This is a genomic window from Gordonia bronchialis DSM 43247 (assembly GCF_000024785.1).
Taxonomy (GTDB): domain Bacteria; phylum Actinomycetota; class Actinomycetes; order Mycobacteriales; family Mycobacteriaceae; genus Gordonia; species Gordonia bronchialis.
Map to the genome: position 1 here is coordinate 3731221 of NC_013441.1, position 16311 is coordinate 3747531.

Here is a 16311-nt window from a genome sequence, read left to right on the forward strand (position 1 = left end):
GACGATCTGGGCATCGGCCCGATCAGGTGAGCGCCTTGTCGGTGGTACCGGCCCCGTCGTCGGCCGCAGTGGTGGCGGATGCGTGAGCGGGTCCGGCGACGAGCAGGTCGGTGGTCTCACCGGCCGCGAACTGATCGGTGGTGACCTGACGCCGGGCGTAGAACCACCAGGTGACCGCCGCGGCCAGCACGTAGAAGCTCATGAAGATCCAGAAGGCAAGGGTGGCAGACTGATTCGACTTGTAGCTGCTCCGTAGGACGAGGTTGATACCCACGCCGCCCAGGCCGCCGGCCGCACCGGCGATGCCGATCAGGGCGCCGGACATACTGCGCGACCACGTGGTCTTGCCCAGCGCATTCAGGCCGGACATCGTATGCACCTTGTGTTCCCAGATCGTCGGGATGATCTTGTACACCGAGCCGTTGGCGATACCCGAGATCAGGAACAGCAGAATGAAGCCGGTGATGAACGCGGCCAGGATTCCGCCGGAGATGACCTTGCCATTGGCATCGGCGATGCTACCGGCCACCACCAGGATAGCCGACGAGAAGATCATGGCGACAAAGCAATACAGCGTGACCCGGCCACCGCCGATCCGGTCGGCGAGCTTGCCGCCGTAGGGCCGGGCGAGCGAACCGAGCAGCGGGCCGATCCACGCGATCTGCGCGGCGGCCAGCGCCGGCTTGGCCGCCCCGGCGGAGGTGAAGCTGATGTTGAGCACCTGGCTGAAAGCGAAACCGAACCCGATGAACGACCCGAAGGTACCCACGTAGAGCAGGCAGATCAGCCAGGTGTCGCGGTATTTCAGGCAGTCGATCATGGCCCGCCCGCTCGCGGTCTGATGGTCCAGGTTGTCCATGTACAGCGCGGCACCCACACCGGCGACGGCGAGCGCGACAAGGTAGATGGCACAGACGATCTCGGGACGATCCGCGGCCAGCCAGATGACGGCCAGACCGATCAACTGAACGACCGGCACACCGATGTTGCCGCCGCCGGCGTTGAGGCCCAGCGCCCAGCCCTTGAGCCGCTGCGGGTAGAAGGCGTTGATGTTGGTCATCGACGACGCGAAGTTGCCACCACCGAAGCCGGTGATCGCGGCGACAGCGAGGAACCACCCGAACCCGAAATCACCGGGATTCATCATCAGCATCATGGTGAGTCCGGTGGGGATCACCAGCACGATCGCGGAGAAGATCGCCCAGTTGCGGCCGCCGAAGCGGGCCGTCGCCTGAGTGTAGGGGATGCGCAGACAGGAGCCGACGAGCGTGGCGGTGGCCGCGATGACGAACTTCTGGTCGAGGCTGATGCCGTATTCGGGACCCATGAACAGCGCCATCACCGAGAACAGCGACCAGATCGAGAAGCCCACGTGCTCGCAGATCACCGACCACACGAGGTTGCGCTTGGCGACGGCCGCGTTACCGCTGTCCCAGGCCGCCCGATCTTCGGGGTCCCAGGCGGAGATCGTGTGATCGCGTGTGAGGTTGTTCCTCAACCCTGCAAATGGCATGTGTGTACCCCGGTCCCTGATGTCGGAGGTCGTCGCGAGGCGCGACGAGGCTGGTGAGTGACGACACCGCAGACAGCGTTGTCGGCGACTGGGACCAAAGTTAGGGAACGCGTGTTGCGCGGATTGTCAGCGAGATGACCTGATCGTCACGTTGTGCTCACTTCGGCACGCCCGCGATGTGAGAAGACGAGAGGAGTGGTGACCAGCCGTTATACCAGGAGACGGACCTGATCGACGACCCGCGCGAGCCCCGGGAGAGCGCCCGAGGTCGACCGTGGGTGCAATGCGTGCACGGCCAGCCGGAACATCGTGGCACGCAGCATCATCTGTGGCCATTCGGGCTGATCGGCCCAGCGGTCGATCAATTCGTCGTCGGCGCCGCCCCAGGCCAGCGCATCCACCACGGCCACCGCGGCAGCCCACGGCGCCGGCCGCCAGTACGGCACGATGTCGGTGATGCCCGGCGCGGCGGCACCGGCGAACAACACGGTGCCGAACAGATCACCGTGCACCACCTGCGAGGGAAGGTCGACGGTCTTACGCAGGGTGGCAAGGGTTTTCAGTATCTCGACGCTGTGCACGCCGTCCGGCGAGGTGGGCTCCCCCATGCCGGCTGCGCGGGCCGCCCGCAGCGGCACGTCCTCCCACGCGGCACGGTCGGCGGCGGTGAACACGTCCACGTCGGTGTGCGGAGGTGCGGGCGGCTGCAGCAGGAAACGTGGACGGTCCAGCTTCGCGGTGGCCTCATGCAGCCGGTCGGCAACCGAGACCACCTCGTCGTGCCGCGGTTCCGGGGCACCCGCGATGTAGGTGTCGGCCCGCCACCCGGACACCACATACCGGCCGTCGGTGGCGCGGAACGGCCGAGCGATCCGCAGGCCCTCGACGTAGAGCGACTCACGCACCGACGCCGACCACGCGGCCCGCGCATGGTCGGGAACCAGCGACAACACGACTTCGCCCACGCGCCAGCCACCGATCCAGGAATCGCCCATCGGGATGGGCGGCTGGGCGGTCAACCCGAACGTGTTCAGGACATGCTCGGGCGGCGCGACGGTGTTCACACCTGCAGAGATTACCGACGTCGGTGGGCCGAACCGGTGAGCGACGCGGTGTGAGCTGCACCGACCGGCCGGGGGAGTCAGTAGACCGGCAGTTCCTTGTCCACCTGATTGGCCCAGGCGGTCACCCCGCCCTGCAGGTGCTTGGCGTCGGCGAAGCCGGCACGTTTGAGTGCGGCCAGCGCCTCGGCCGAGCGGACTCCGGTCTTGCAGTACAGCACCGTCGGACGGTCCTGCGGGATCTCGGCGAGACCGGCGCCAGCGAGGATGTCGCCCTTGGGGATCAGCGTGGCGCCGTCGATGTGGACGATGTCCCATTCCACGGGCTCGCGGACGTCGATCAGGGCCAGGTTCTCACCGGCGTCGAGCTTCTCCTTGAGTTCGACGGCGGTCAGCGTGGAGCCGACGGCGGCCGACGCGGCCTCGTCGGAGACCACGCCGCAGAACTCCTCGTAGTCGATGAGCCCGGCGATGCGCTCGCCTTCGGGGTCCTTGCGAATCCGGATGGTGCGGTAGGTCATGTCGAGGGCGTCATAGACCATCAGCCGGCCGAGCAACGGTTCCCCGATGCCGCAGATCAGCTTGATGGCCTCGGTGCCCATGATCGAGCCGATCGACGCGCACAGGATGCCGAGAACGCCGCCTTCGGCGCAGGAGGGCACCATTCCCGGCGGCGGTGCCTGCGGATACAGGTCGCGGTAATTGATGCCGCGCCCGTCCGGCGCGTCTTCCCAGAAGACCGACGCCTGTCCCTCGAAGCGGTAGATCGATCCCCACACATAAGGCTTGTGCGCCAGCACGGCGGCGTCGTTGACCAGGTACCGGGTGGCGAAGTTGTCGGTGCCGTCGAGGATCAGGTCGTACTGGGAGAACAGCTCGATCGCGCCTTCGGGTTCGAGCCGCTGGTCGTGGATGTTGACCGTCACGTACGGGTTGATCTCGCGAATCGAGTCGCGGGCACTCTCGGCCTTGGGACGGCCGATGTCGGATTGCCCGTGGATCACCTGCCGCTGCAGATTCGACTCTTCGACGACGTCGAACTCGACGATGCCGATGGTGCCGACACCGGCCGCGGCCAGGTAGAGCAGCGTGGGGGAACCCAAACCGCCGGCGCCGATGACGAGCACCCGCGCGTTCTTCAGCCGTTTCTGTCCGTCCATCCCCACGTCGGGGATGATCAGGTGCCGGCTGTACCGGGCGACCTCGTCATTGCTGAGTTCGGCTGCCGGTTCCACCAGCGGTGGCAGTGATCCGGATTGCGATGACACGACCGCCTCCATGGGAAGTTGATGGGTTCTGTCTACAAGCCGCTCAACGACCATCTCGGGCCGGTCATTCCCGCGCCGACGTGACGCCTATCGGCGTCAGCGGTCACTCATCGCTTGGGGAACGGCCACGGGTTCGGTTTGCACACATATGTGGGGTTGGCCTGCATGTCCGGGTCGAGGGCCATGATCTGTTTGTTGGCCACACCGAAGGACTGCTGCATCATCACCGGGGCGAGCGCGCCGTCGGCCTTGCACGGCTCATGCGCCTCGTAGCCGATACCGTGACCGGTCTCGTGATTGATCAGATACTGGCGATACCCCAGACCGTCGCCCTCGTAGGACAACGCACCGCGCAGCCACCGTGCCTCGTTCAGGATCACCCGCTTGTTGGGCGGGTAGAAACACGAGGTCTCCAGCTTGATCTGGTAGCCGCACAGCTCACGGGCAGTCGACGGCGAGGTCAGCGAGATCCGCAGGTCCGGCTCGCCGGAATCGATCCGACGGAAGGACACCTTGCCGTCGCCGATCCAGCTTCGGGGGTTGGCCAGCGTGGTGTCGACCATCCGAGCGAACATCGCGTCGCCGCCGTAGTCCGACGGCTGCAGTCCGTTCTCGATCTGCACCATGTAGGTGTATTCCTGGCCGCCGGTGCCCACCCGTTGTCCACTACCGCGGACCGTGCGGAAGGTCTCGCGACCCTTCTGGGTGTAGGGCCCGCCGTCGGGTAATGTCCCCGCGGGCAACGGCACCGAGATGTCGCCGACGGGCGCACCGATCGGGCGGGTCTCCTTGCTCACGTCGGTGTTGCGGGACGCTGCCGGACTGACCCCCTCCTCCGACGACATCGCCGAGGACCTGCTGTCCCGGACGGTCACGACGATCAGGACGATCGTGAGCACGATGAGAACGGGGATGGCATACGCCCGCCATCCGTAGGTCGACACGAAGCGGCCCAGCGCGGATTGCTTCTTCCGTTCGGGCTGTCCCTCCCGATCGACACGTGGACGTCCGGTGTCGTCAGTGGGATCCCAGCGCGCACGCAGCGGTTGATCCGGTTTCGGTCGCCCCGACGCTCTCGGGCCCACATCCCTGGCACGAACCCGACCGCTGAGCGGGTCGGGCGCACCGTCCTCTGTGCGGCTCACCCGACAACTTTCTCACAGCACACCGCAGATACCACGTAAGAGACGGCCACGAGTACGCTCTCATTCATGTCGACCGCCGCCAATGCATCCGCGCTACCCGGGCGCAACACCCGTCTGCCCCGCAGCGCACGTCGCATGCAGCTACTCGACGCCGCCAGCGAGATCTTTGTCGAACGCGGATACCATTCGGCCGGCATGGACGAGATCGCGGTGCACGCCGGGGTCAGCAAACCTGTTCTGTACCAGCACTTCCCGTCGAAACTTGACCTGTACATCGCGGTCGTCGACTCGCACGCGGAGAAGCTGGTGAACGACGTGAACACCGCGCTTCGCACTACCACCGACAACCGGCAGCGCGTGCGGGCGGCCGTTCAGGCCTTCTTCGATTTCATCGATGAGGACAACTCCGGCTATCGGCTCATCTTCTCCTCCGACGCCATGGACCCGGCGGTCATCCGGCGCATCGAAGGTGCCACCGAGGCGTGTGTGGATGCCGTTTACGGCCTGGTGATGCACGACTCGGGTCTCGACCCGTACCGCTCCCGCATGCTGGCCGCCGGTCTCGTAGGCGCCAGTCAGGTCAACGCCCGGTACTGGCTGGAGGCCAAACGTCCGGTGGACAAGCAGACCGCCGTCGACACCACGGTCGCCTTGCTGTGGGGCGGGCTCTCCCATGTGCCGCTGCAGGGTGACCCGATTTCCGCCGATTCGGACCTGACGGGTTCGGGTCTCGCGACCTCCGGTCAGACCGACAACGGCCAGATCGCGGGCGACCGGTAACCGATCCCCCGCGATCCGGCCGGACCATCCGGTGGTCCGGCAGGGACCACTCAGCTCCCGAAGCCGACCCGACGGTTCTCTGCGGCACCGACCTCGATGTAGGCGATCTTGGTGACGGGCACCAAGTAACGCGCACCCTTCTCGTCGGTCAACGCGAGCAGTTGTTCCTTGCCGCCGAGCGCGGCCTCCACAGTGGCGTAAGCCTTGTCGCTGGTCAGCGACGTAGCGATGGTCAGTTCCCGCGGGCTGTCGGTAATCCCGATCTTCACTTCAACGGCCATGGCCACCCTCTCCGATCTCCTCTGACGCCGGCTGCCCGTACATCCTCTGCGGCACCGGCACGCGCGAACGCCTGCGGCACAAGGCTAGTGCAGCCCTCCCGAGGACCGACAGGCACTCCGCTGACAGCGAAACACCCGACCGGAACCCGGTGGTCAGCCCAGCCCGAGATCGGCCATCCGCTGGGCGTGCTTGTTCGCAACCGAGTCGAAGAAGTTCGCGACGCCCTGCAACGAGGTGGCCCCGGCGAAGAGCAGATCGGTCACCTCTTCCTCGGCCGCGAGCACCCACTGCGCGTGGGTGATCGCCTCGCCCAGCAGCCGACGGCCCCACAGCGTCAGCGGTGACGCCAGCGACGGGTCGGCCTGCACCGCGGCCCGCACCTGCTCGCACGCGAACTGCGAATTCGCGGTCTCGGCCATCACCTCACGGACCACGGCGCGCGCCTCGGCCGGCAGACCATGGGCGAGCTCGTTGTAGAAGTCGGCGGCCAGGCCATCGCCCACGTAGGCCTTGACCAGCGCCTCGTACCAGGTCTTCGGCGTGGTCACCCGGTGGTATTCGTCGAACACCGAGCGGTAGCGCTCCACGGCCTCGACGGGGTCCACCCCGTGCGCACCGATCCGTTCGGCGAGCAGGTCGAAATGGGCGATCTCCGACGCCGCCATCCGCGCGATGGCGATGCGACTCGGGACGTCGGGAGCCATCGAGGATTCGTCGATCAGGCGATAAAAGGCCGCGAACTCACCCGCGAGAAGCACCGCGAAAAGCTTGGTGAGAGCCGGGTCCTCCGGGTCGATTGAACTGATCGAGGTGGGCTCGGACGAGGGTGCGCCAGGCGTCATGAGGCGATCGTAGGCGCGCCCACGGATGGAGACCAACCCACCGACCAACCGACCGACCAACCGCAACGGAGGACCGCGGATACCGGGTTCCGGGACGTCAGCACGTACAATTGAGCACGGTGTACCGGTGTGGCCACCTGCGCAGCTCGTGTGGCAGCTCATCTGAGCGCAGCCTTTCGAGCCGGGTGATCACCATCGAACCCCTCGCCCGCGACCAGCGGACGCGTGGGGGTTCACAGGATTTCCTCACCGACACCTGACATTGCGCGCGCACTTTCGACCTCGTCTCGTTCGTGCAGACACCTGGTGCGTGCAGAGACAACAGGCCAGAAGGGCACCAACCGCAGATGACCGACACCGACGTGCAGACACCCGACTCCGATGTGCACACCACCATCGTCGACGACACCCACAGCTCCCCCACCTTCGCCGAACTCGGTGTCGACGACCGCATCGTCGCGGCCCTCGCCGACGACGGCAAGACCCACACCTTCGCGATCCAGGAATTGACCCTGCCGCTCGCGATGGGCGGCGACGACCTCATCGGGCAGGCCCGCACCGGCATGGGCAAGACGTTCGGCTTCGGCGTCCCGCTGCTGCATCGCCTCGCCCACGCCGAAGAATCCGGCCTGCGCGCCCTCGACAACACCCCCCGTGCGCTGATCATCGTGCCGACGCGCGAACTGTGCATCCAGGTGACCGGCGATCTCGAAGTGGCCGCCAAGAAGCTCACCGACATCACCCTCGCCGACGGCACGGTGCGACCCCTGAAGATCACCTCGATCTACGGCGGCCGCCCCTACGAGTCGCAGATCGCGGACCTGCGCGCCGGGGTCGACGTCGTCGTCGGCACGCCGGGCCGACTCCTCGACCTCGCCCAGCAGGGACATCTCATCCTGGGCAAGGTCGCCGTGCTGGTGCTCGACGAGGCCGACGAGATGCTCGACCTGGGCTTCCTGCCGGACATCGAGCGCATCATGAGCGCGCTGCCCACGCCACGGCAGACGATGCTCTTCTCGGCCACCATGCCGGGCCCGATCGTGACGCTGGCGCGCACCTTTCTGCACCGTCCGACGCACATCCGCGCCGAGCACGCCGACGACTCGGCGATCCACGAGCGCACCACCCAGTACGTCTACCGCGCCCACGCCCTCGACAAGGCCGAGCTGGTGGCGCGCATCTTGCAGGCCGAGGGCCGCGGCGCGACGATGATCTTCACCCGCACCAAGCGCACCGCGCAGAAGGTCGCCGACGATCTCGCCGAGCGCGGATTCAAGGTCGGCGCCGTCCACGGCGATCTCGGTCAGGTGGCCCGCGAGAAGGCACTCAAGCGGTTCCGCGACGGCACCATCGACGTCCTGGTGGCCACCGACGTCGCCGCCCGCGGCATCGACATCGACGACGTCACCCACGTCATCAACTATCAGATCCCCGAGGACGACAAGAACTACGTCCACCGCATCGGCCGGACCGGCCGCGCGGGACGCACCGGCATCGCGGTCACCCTCGTCGACTGGGACGAGCTGCACCGCTGGGAACTGATCAACAACGCTCTCGGCCTCGGCATCCCGGAACCCGCCGAGACGTACTCGACGTCGGAGCATCTGCGCACCGATCTGTCCATCCCGGAGTCGACGACCGGCCGGATCGTGGCGCCCAAACGGGAGAGTTCCGAGAAGACCGAACGTGTGGAGCGCACACCGCGCGAACGCAACACCACCCGCAGCCGTCGCCGTACCCGCGGTGGGAAGGCATCGGAGGGCGAGGACAGCGACCACAGCGCGAGCACCGCTTCCGACGACGCGCCGGCCACCTCCGCTGACGCGACGTCGCAGTCACCGTCGGGCGAGGGGTCCGGTGAAGCCACTGCCACGGGCGCACCGCGCCGTCGTCGACGCCGGCGTGGCGGACGCGGCCGCGGCGGTGCGACCGGATCCGACGCCGCAAGCACGTCGGCGTCCCCGGCGGCCGCCGAATAACCCATCTCGCAGAACCGGGCAACGGACACCCACGTGACACGAGTGACCCCTGAGCGCAGGCGACCCGTCGATCTGATCATCACCGCGGTCATCGTGTTGATCGTCGTGGCCGTAGGGATCGTCGCCTGGGTCGTCAGCCCGGTCCGCAACACCGACAGCGCCCAGGCCGGCACCCCCGCCGTCGCCGTTGCCGAGGCGACGACGGTACCCGAGCGTATGGTGAGCCGCTGGCATGCCCGCTCCTCGGCCACCGACACCCCCGCGATCGGTGACGCCGTGGTGGCGACCGGCGACGGTGGTTCGGTGATCGGGCGCGACCCGCAGAGCGGGCGTGAGATCTGGGGATACCGGCGCGATCTGCCGCTGTGCACCGTCGCCGCGGCATGGCAGCACAGCACCGATTCGGTCCTGGCTGTCTACCGCAATTCGCGCGGCTGTTCCGAGGTGACCGCGCTTGACGGCAAGAGCGGCCGCCGCACCGCGGCCCGCAGCAGCGACGCCGACCCCACCCTCCATTTGGTCAGTGACTCGGGATACGTTGTCGCACAAGGGACCACACGTCTGGAGACGTGGGGTTCCAACCTGGTCCGCGGGATCGAGTACGGTCGCGTCGACGCACCGGTCAACCCGGACGTCCAACCCGGCCGGGTGGACTGCCGGTTGTTCTCGTCGGCGATCTCCGGCGATCGTGTCGCGGTCGTCGAGCACTGCGGAGAAGAGAGCGGTTACCGACTCACCGTGCTCGGCGCGCTGCTCAGCTCCGAGGAGAAGGTCACCGAGTACGGATCGTCGCTGATCACCATCGACACCGCCGGCCCGCCACCGGTTCTGGTCGCGATGAGTTCGTCGGGGATCGCGATCTACGACGGCGGAACCGACAACCCCGCCGCGCCCACCCCGGCACGGATCCGGTTGTTCAACCCCGACGGTGTACCCGGCGCCCTCCGCGATGTCGACGGCCTGCGCACGCCACCTCCGGACAACCCCCCGATCGCCGACGGCGACCTCATCACCTATTGGACCGGCAAGTCCACCGTGGTCCTCGACGCCGCGACCGGCGAACCCCGCTACCAGGTCCCCGGCGCACTTGGTCCCGGCGCGCAGATGGCAGGCAAACTGCTGCTGCCGAGCCCGTCGGGCATCAGCGTGCGCGACCCCGCCACCGGCCGGGAGCTCCACTCGATTCCGTTGTCGCGCACCGACTATCACGGCGGACCGATCAGCCTTCGAGTCATCGGCGGGGTTGTCGTCGAGCAGCGGGGAGACCTCGTGGAGGCCTTCGCGGGGGCTTGAGCCGCGACCGGCCCCTCTGCTGGTTGACCCGCTCTTCTTCTGCTGGTTGAGCCGCGACCGGCGAGCGCAGCGAGACGGCCGCGTGTCGAAACCTCCGCAACCCGACGATGCCCGCAACCACGGCAGCGCACCCGACGGGTCGCGAACATCGTTGTCTCACTGTTGGTTTCGACACGCATCTCGCCTAGCGGCTCGAGGCGGCTCAACCAGCAAAAAGGGGCGCTGCGGCTCGAGTCGGCTCAACCAACAGAAGCGGGTCACTCAACCAACTGAAAGAGGGGCCCGCTCACCGGCCAGGGGGACGCGCGCTCAGGCGATGTCGAGTGTCTGTACGGCCTGCCCGGCGTCCCAGTGTTTCCAGAGGTTCTCGGCCAGTTCGCGATAAGCTGTGGCGCCCTTGTTCTTTCGGCCGCGCATCACTGATGTCCCCGACGCTGACGCCTCGGCGAAACGCACCGTACGCGGAATGGGTGGCGCAAGCACGTCGAGGTCGTAACGATCGGACACATCGGAGAGCACATCGCGGCTGTGGGTGGTGCGGGCGTCGAACAGCGTGGCCACCGCGCCGAGCATGGTCAGCGACGGATTGGTGATCTGCTGCACTTCGCGCACCGTTCGTAGCAGTTGCCCGACACCGCGATGGGCCAGCGTCTCGCATTGCAGCGGCACGATGACCTCGTCGGCGGCGGTCAGGCCGTTGAGGGTGAGCACCCCGAGCGACGGCGGACAATCGACGAGGATCACATCGAAATCCTCGGACACCTCGGCGAGCGCGCGTTTGAGCGCGTACTCCCGACCGGGTCGCATGAGGAGCAGAGCCTCGGCGCCGGCGAGATCGATGGTGGCCGGCAGGAGGGTCACATTGTCGTCGGTGTCGAGGAGCACATCGGTGATCTCCTCATCGCCGAGCAGTACATCGTGTACCGACGACACGAGTTGATCGGGGTCGTGCCCGAGTGAAAACGTAAGGCACCCTTGGGGATCGAGGTCGACGACAAGTACCGAGACGTCGATGTCGGCGAGGGCCGCGCCGAGCGACTCAACCGTGGTGGTCTTGGCCACCCCGCCCTTCTGGTTGGCAATCGCGAGGATGCGCGTCATGGCCCTACTGTACGACCCGCACAGCCGCGCGGCGCGGTTACCCGCGCGATGAATCAGCCGTCCGACTCGATCTCACCCGCGAGCCATCGCACCGACGCCGGACTGAACAGGAAAGCCAGGACGGCGAGGGCGGCGAGACCCAGCGGTACCGCGAAGGCGGGTTGATGACTGGTGAACAGGTAGTAGGCGACCGGTAACAACAGGATCTGGGCGACCATCGCGATCGAACGGCCCCAGCGGCGTCCGGTCAGCAGTGCCACCCCGCCGAGCAGCACACCACCGCCGATGATCCCGAACCAGGCCGCCGTGCCGTATCCGCTGATGGCGATGTCCTCGTGCCCCAGTAGACCGCGAATCACCAGGACCACCGCGACCACCACTGCGATACCGCCCTCGACGGCCGTCACTGCGCCGGCGACCTTGATGGCGGTCGGCGGCCGGTCGACGTCGCCGGCCGGCGCGACGGGCCGTTGCTGCTCCTTGCTCACCCGCTCCAGCTTAACGGTCCTGTTCTCGGGCGATTCGCCACCTCGACGACCGGGCGCCTGCACGCTGCGGAGCGCGACCCCATATCCTCGGGTGTCGTGCGCGCCATGCTCATCGTCAACCCGTTCGCCACCGCGACCAGTCCGGCCGGTCGCGACGCGCTCGTGCACACCCTCAGCGCGCATTTCCACCTCGACGTCGAGCACACCACGCACCGCGGACACGCGGGCGAACTCGCGCAGCGCGCGGTGACCGAGAACGTCGACGTGGTGATCGTGCACGGCGGCGACGGTTCGGTGAACGAAGCCGCCAACGGCTTGCTCGATCCGCCGCAGGTCAGCGACCCCGCCCGGACGCGTCCGGCGCTCACCGTCATCCCGGGCGGCAGCGCCAACGTGTTCGCGCGGACCCTCGGCATCGACGGTGACCCCCTTCAGGCGACACAGCAGATCATCGGCCTGATCGACTCGGGCCGGCGTCGTCGCATCGGTCTGGGACACACCGAGGATCGCTGGTTCCTGTTCAACGCGGGGATGGGGATGGATGCCGTCGTGGTCCACGCGATGGAGGACAAGCGCCACGCCGGCAAGGCGGCCACCCCATCGCGCTACCTGTGGACCACCATCAGCAGCTTTCTGCGCAATGCAGGCAACTCGTCGACCTTCGACGTGCAGGTACCGGGCGGTCCGACCGTCACCGGCGCGCGATTCGGGTTCGTGTCCAACACGAGTCCGTGGACCTATCTCGGCAGCCGCGAGATCCGCACCAATCCGAACACCGGCTTCGACACCCGCCTCGGCGTCTTCGTCGCCACGTCGACCGGCGTGCTGCGCAATCTCCCCCTCGCGACCCGGTTGCTCGCCCAGGCCGACCCCAAGGCACGTCACCTCTTCCGCGACGACGACGTGGCCGCGGTGCGATTCACCGTCGCCGACGGTGCCGAGCCGATCGATGTGCAGATGGACGGCGACTACATCGGCGCCTTCACCGACATCTGCTTCGGTCACCGGCCCGACGCCCTCGACGTCATCGCGCCGGTACCGGACCGGATCGTCGCCGACCAGATCACCAGCGACAGCACCAGATAGGGCGTCGCGGCCATCGCGAAGAGCGCCGGCGGGGACAGCCACACCGACCCCAGCGCCCAACTCGCGAAGGCCAGAATCGCCACGGCCTCCTCGCCCACCCCGGCCACAGAGGTCACCGTTGCCCGGGAACGGGCCGACAATCGGTCCTGCAGCAGGGCGTCGGCGACCACCAGCGCCCAGCCGAAGACGCCGAAGGCGATGGCCACCAACACCATTCCGGCCGGCTGCCACACCACACCGGACATTGCCCCACTCGCCCACCACGCTCCCGCCAGCAGACACAGCGCTGCCACGCCGAGCCATCCGCCGAGGGTGCGCATCGTCACTCGCCGGTACGCGGCGAGACCTCCCACGACGTCACCGACTCCGACCACCAGCATCAGGACCGCAACCGATGCCGGCGAGGAATCCCCCTCTCCCAGAAAAGATTCCGCCAGAAACGGCAGATATTCCTCGAGTGCGCCCACCCAGGTGAGAGCCACGACCAGCACGAGCATTCGCCGCACGACCGGATGCGTCCTCAGGTGGCGCCGGGCATCGCCGACGATGCCACGCCAGCCCGGCGTCGCGGCGTCGGCGACCGTCTGGTCGTCGGCCCCCGGTGCGATGGCCCCCGGTGCAATGGCCACGGTTGGGTCGTCGGCCTCCGATCGCCTGCGGCGCAGATGCCGTGGCGTCTCCGGCAGGACCCAGGCGGCCGTTGCGGCCAGCAGGCAGGAAAGCACGGCGGCCACCCCGGCGGCCCGGTACCCCCCGACGGCGAGCAGCGGCCCGGCCAGCGCCGTTCCGGCGAGCACTCCGATCGCTTCCGCCGCTCGGACACGGCCGGCGACGCGCACGTACCGCGCGGCCAATCCGAGTTCGTCGAGTTCGTCGTAGAGCAGAGCCTGGGCGGTCCCGGACCGCAGCGACCCACCCACCCCCCACAGGACGAACCCCACGGCGAAAGCGACGAACGAGGGGGTGAAGGTCCAGAGTGCGAATCCGCCCCCGGTGATCACGGGCGAGATCATCAGCAGTCGACGACGGGAGAGCCGGTCGGCCACAATCCCGCTGGGCACTTCGGCCACGAACGAAGTGACCGACCAGATGATGAACAATGCCGAGATCTGCGCCGGATTCAACCCGGCTCCGGGCACCGTCGGGTCGGCGAACATCACCGCGTACACCGGGTACAGCGGAATGAGATCGGCGAAGAGAGCCGCTGCGACGGCGGCCACACTCAGGCGTCGTGATTTAGATCAACATCGTTTGCGCATGTGACCATCGTAGCCGCCCCAAGCGCGGCACGCTGGCCGTTCTGGGCCGATGAGGGCTCCACCTGCGAAAATCCCGGGCACACGATCGCGAAGAAGCGTAGACTAGTACATCGGTGAGTAACCCGGTGCACGTACCCCCCGCTTGGCCGTCACATGCGAGATGCTAGGTCAGCGACGTGATATTGCACACGTGTTCACGCCACACCATTGACTTCGGCTGGATTCGTGAAAGTATTCACAAGCAACAGCGCGGAAACATTTGGTGCGCCCGCGTGAACCAGGGGTTACAGCCAACAAGCATTCAACAGGTATCGAGTGGTGCGCGAAAACAACCGCGTACCTGAAGGAGAAGGAATGGACTGGCGTCACAAGGCCATCTGTCGCGACGAGGATCCGGAACTGTTCTTCCCTGTGGGAACCAGTGGCCCGGCCATCGCGCAGATCGCCGATGCGAAGCTCGTCTGCGCGCGGTGCCCCGTCACCGCCGAATGCCTCTCGTGGGCGCTTGAGTCCGGTCAGGATGCCGGCGTCTGGGGTGGGATGAGCGAAGACGAGCGACGTGCTCTCAAGCGGCGTACCGCGCGTACGCGCACGCGGAGCAGCGTCTAGAGCTCGGCCACGTCGCCGCAGCCCGGCGGCCATGAGAAACCCGGTCACCGGCCGGGTTTTTTCATGTCCCACAACAGGTTCCGGGCGCGCGCTCGCGCGCTCACACCCGTAGCGGGATGACGATCGCGACCTCGGTCCCCCGGCCCGCCGGGTTGGGTCCGACGACGAGCTCGCCACCGAGTTCGATCGACACCAGGGTCTGCACGATCTGCAGACCGAGGTGTTCGGACGTGACCAGGTCGAAGTCGTCGGGCAATCCAAAACCGTTGTCGCGGACCGCGATTCGCAGGGTACGTACGTCCCGTTGGGCGACGATGTCGATCTCGGCGTCGGCCTGCGACCCGTCGAATCCGTGCTCGAAGGCATTCTGGATCAACTCGGTGAGCACCATCACCAGCGGCATGGCGAACTCGGCGGCCAGGACGCCGAGCCGGTCCCGATGACGCACCGCGATCGTCTGGTCGCCGGAGGCCACGTCCACCAGGATCGGCACCAGCCGATCGACGGCCTCGTCGAGATCGACCTCTTCATCGACGCTGCCGGACAGCAACTCGTGCACCAGCGCGATCGATGCCACCCGCCGCACCGCCTCGGTGAGGGCGACCCGGGCGTCCTCGTTGGCCGTACGACGAGCCTGCAGGCGCAGCAGCGCCGACACCGACTGCAGATTGTTCTTGACCCGATGATGGATTTCGCGGATCGTGGCGTCCTTGCTGATGAGGGCGCGGTCCCGTCTCTTGACCTCGGTGACGTCGCGGATGAGGACCACGGCACCGGACACCTCACCGCGCGGACGCAGGGGCACCGCACGGATGAGGACGGTGGCCCGTCGGGCGTCGGCCTCCACCCGCATCCCGATGTCGCGGTAGGGCACCGTGGGTGGTGATGCGGCGCCCGCGGCGACGTCGATCATCGACGCCACATCCGTCGCCTCGAAGGCGTCGGTCAGCAGTTCGGTGATCACCTCCGACAACCGGGTGTGGGCGAGCTCGGCCGTCCAGCCCATCCGGTGGACGGCCGACAGGGCGTTGGGGCTGGTGTAGGTGACCAGACCATGCCCGTCGAGCCGGATGAAACCGTCGCCGGCGCGCGGCGTCGAGAGTCCGCGGGGATTGCCCTCTTCGTGGGGGAAGGTGCCGTCGGCCACCATCTGGCAGAGGTCGTTGGCGCTGTCCTGGTAGGCCAGTTCCAACGGCGACGGCAGCCGCGGATGCGTCAGGTCGGTGGCCCGGGTCAGAACGGCGATGACCGCGCCGTCGAAGCCCACCGGCACCGCCTCCCGGCGGATGGCCATGGCACCGACCCAGGTGGGGTCCTCGTCGCGCAGAATCCGCGCCTCGTCGAATGCCCGCCCGACCTGCGGGTTGACGTCGGCGTCGATGACGCGGCCCACCTCGTCGCTGGGGAACACCGTCGAGGCCGTGTTGGGGCGGCACTGCGCCACGGTGATCGCGGCACCGGAGTCGGTGCGTACGGAGAGCAGGAAATCGGCGAAGGACAGATCGGCGAGCAGCTGCCATTCGGCGACCAGCCGTTGCAGGTGCGCAGCGGCCGTGTCGGAGAGGGTGGTGTGCTCGGCGAGGAGATCGGCAAGGGTCGACATCA

15 protein-coding genes are annotated in these 16311 nt (G+C 67.5%); 5 read left to right on the forward strand and 10 right to left on the reverse strand.

Annotated elements, in window-relative coordinates:
* Nucleotides 1-22: 22 nt before the first annotated feature.
* The 4 genes from GBRO_RS17460 to GBRO_RS17475 all read right to left on the reverse strand — a co-directional run bounded on the left by GBRO_RS17460 (nt 23) and on the right by GBRO_RS17475 (nt 4987).
* Nucleotides 23-1513, reverse strand: coding sequence for an MFS transporter (locus GBRO_RS17460; RefSeq protein WP_012835215.1), 1491 nt, complete (start codon nt 1511-1513; stop codon nt 23-25).
* A gap of 209 nt (nt 1514-1722) precedes the next feature.
* Entirely contained in the window at nt 1723-2577 is an 855-nt protein-coding gene (locus tag GBRO_RS17465) for a TIGR02569 family protein (RefSeq protein WP_012835216.1), read from the reverse strand.
* A gap of 77 nt (nt 2578-2654) precedes the next feature.
* Nucleotides 2655-3854, reverse strand: coding sequence for an adenylyltransferase/sulfurtransferase MoeZ (gene moeZ, locus GBRO_RS17470; RefSeq protein WP_041919962.1), 1200 nt, complete (start codon nt 3852-3854; stop codon nt 2655-2657).
* Between the two features lie 95 nt (nt 3855-3949).
* Nucleotides 3950-4987, reverse strand: a complete 1038-nt coding sequence (locus GBRO_RS17475) for a DUF3152 domain-containing protein (RefSeq protein WP_012835218.1) — start codon at nt 4985-4987, stop codon at nt 3950-3952.
* Between the two features lie 66 nt (nt 4988-5053).
* On the opposite strand from GBRO_RS17475, the gene GBRO_RS17480 reads away from it, so the two are divergent.
* Nucleotides 5054-5767, forward strand: a complete 714-nt coding sequence (locus GBRO_RS17480; protein ID WP_012835219.1) for a TetR/AcrR family transcriptional regulator — start codon at nt 5054-5056, stop codon at nt 5765-5767.
* Nucleotides 5768-5817: 50 nt separating this feature from the next.
* Here GBRO_RS17480 and GBRO_RS17485 read toward each other — a convergent pair whose 3' ends face one another.
* Together GBRO_RS17485 and GBRO_RS17490 are read right to left on the reverse strand one after the other, a co-directional pair.
* Nucleotides 5818-6048, reverse strand: a complete 231-nt coding sequence (locus tag GBRO_RS17485) for a DUF3107 domain-containing protein (protein ID WP_041919963.1) — start codon at nt 6046-6048, stop codon at nt 5818-5820.
* A gap of 153 nt (nt 6049-6201) precedes the next feature.
* Entirely contained in the window at nt 6202-6891 is a 690-nt protein-coding gene (locus GBRO_RS17490) for a ferritin-like fold-containing protein (RefSeq protein WP_041920649.1), read from the reverse strand.
* A 347-nt stretch (nt 6892-7238) separates the two neighbouring features.
* Here GBRO_RS17490 and GBRO_RS17495 point away from each other — a divergent pair, with 347 nt between their 5' ends.
* Together GBRO_RS17495 and GBRO_RS17500 are read left to right on the forward strand one after the other, a co-directional pair.
* Nucleotides 7239-8870: a DEAD/DEAH box helicase gene (locus GBRO_RS17495; protein ID WP_012835222.1), complete on the forward strand. Its 1632-nt coding sequence runs from the start codon at nt 7239-7241 to the stop codon at nt 8868-8870.
* Between the two features lie 33 nt (nt 8871-8903).
* Entirely contained in the window at nt 8904-10163 is a 1260-nt protein-coding gene (locus GBRO_RS17500; protein WP_012835223.1) for an Rv3212 family protein, read from the forward strand.
* A gap of 309 nt (nt 10164-10472) precedes the next feature.
* On the opposite strand, the gene GBRO_RS17505 is transcribed toward GBRO_RS17500, so the two are convergent.
* Both GBRO_RS17505 and GBRO_RS17510 read right to left on the reverse strand, forming a co-directional pair.
* Nucleotides 10473-11264 (reverse strand): ParA family protein, encoded by a 792-nt coding sequence (locus GBRO_RS17505; RefSeq protein WP_012835224.1) that lies wholly within the window; start codon nt 11262-11264, stop codon nt 10473-10475.
* Nucleotides 11265-11317: 53 nt separating this feature from the next.
* Nucleotides 11318-11752 (reverse strand): hypothetical protein, encoded by a 435-nt coding sequence (locus GBRO_RS17510; RefSeq protein WP_012835225.1) that lies wholly within the window; start codon nt 11750-11752, stop codon nt 11318-11320.
* A gap of 105 nt (nt 11753-11857) precedes the next feature.
* Between GBRO_RS17510 and GBRO_RS17515 the strand changes: the two genes are divergently transcribed.
* A complete protein-coding gene (locus GBRO_RS17515) occupies nt 11858-12838 on the forward strand; it encodes a diacylglycerol/lipid kinase family protein (protein WP_172491698.1) in 981 nt (326 codons plus the stop codon).
* Here the strand turns inward: GBRO_RS17515 and GBRO_RS17520 are convergent.
* On the reverse strand, nt 12754-14058 hold the full coding sequence (locus GBRO_RS17520; protein WP_012835227.1) for an MFS transporter: 1305 nt from the start codon (nt 14056-14058) through the stop codon (nt 12754-12756). The genes GBRO_RS17515 and GBRO_RS17520 overlap by 85 nt on opposite strands.
* A 393-nt stretch (nt 14059-14451) precedes the next feature.
* On the opposite strand from GBRO_RS17520, the gene GBRO_RS17525 reads away from it, so the two are divergent.
* On the forward strand, nt 14452-14706 hold the full coding sequence (locus GBRO_RS17525; protein WP_005170735.1) for a WhiB family transcriptional regulator: 255 nt from the start codon (nt 14452-14454) through the stop codon (nt 14704-14706).
* Nucleotides 14707-14806: 100 nt separating this feature from the next.
* On the opposite strand, the gene GBRO_RS17530 is transcribed toward GBRO_RS17525, so the two are convergent.
* Nucleotides 14807-16309: a sensor histidine kinase gene (locus GBRO_RS17530; protein ID WP_012835228.1), complete on the reverse strand. Its 1503-nt coding sequence runs from the start codon at nt 16307-16309 to the stop codon at nt 14807-14809.
* Nucleotides 16310-16311: the final 2 nt, after the last annotated feature.

What these genes read in the sequence shown, in the direction of transcription:
- GBRO_RS17525 (WP_005170735.1), top strand. Translation starts at nt 14,452, where the DNA reads ATGGACTGGCGTCACAAGGCCATCTGTCGCGACGAGGATCCGGAACTG.
- GBRO_RS17490 (WP_041920649.1), bottom strand. Translation starts at nt 6,891, where the DNA reads ATGACGCCTGGCGCACCCTCGTCCGAGCCCACCTCGATCAGTTCAATC.
- GBRO_RS17480 (WP_012835219.1), top strand. Translation starts at nt 5,054, where the DNA reads ATGTCGACCGCCGCCAATGCATCCGCGCTACCCGGGCGCAACACCCGT.
- GBRO_RS17495 (WP_012835222.1), top strand. Translation starts at nt 7,239, where the DNA reads ATGACCGACACCGACGTGCAGACACCCGACTCCGATGTGCACACCACC.
- GBRO_RS17515 (WP_172491698.1), top strand. Translation starts at nt 11,858, where the DNA reads ATGCTCATCGTCAACCCGTTCGCCACCGCGACCAGTCCGGCCGGTCGC.
- GBRO_RS17505 (WP_012835224.1), bottom strand. Translation starts at nt 11,264, where the DNA reads ATGACGCGCATCCTCGCGATTGCCAACCAGAAGGGCGGGGTGGCCAAG.
- GBRO_RS17460 (WP_012835215.1), bottom strand. Translation starts at nt 1,513, where the DNA reads ATGCCATTTGCAGGGTTGAGGAACAACCTCACACGCGATCACACGATC.
- GBRO_RS17530 (WP_012835228.1), bottom strand. Translation starts at nt 16,309, where the DNA reads ATGTCGACCCTTGCCGATCTCCTCGCCGAGCACACCACCCTCTCCGAC.
- GBRO_RS17485 (WP_041919963.1), bottom strand. Translation starts at nt 6,048, where the DNA reads ATGGCCGTTGAAGTGAAGATCGGGATTACCGACAGCCCGCGGGAACTG.
- moeZ (WP_041919962.1), bottom strand. Translation starts at nt 3,854, where the DNA reads ATGGAGGCGGTCGTGTCATCGCAATCCGGATCACTGCCACCGCTGGTG.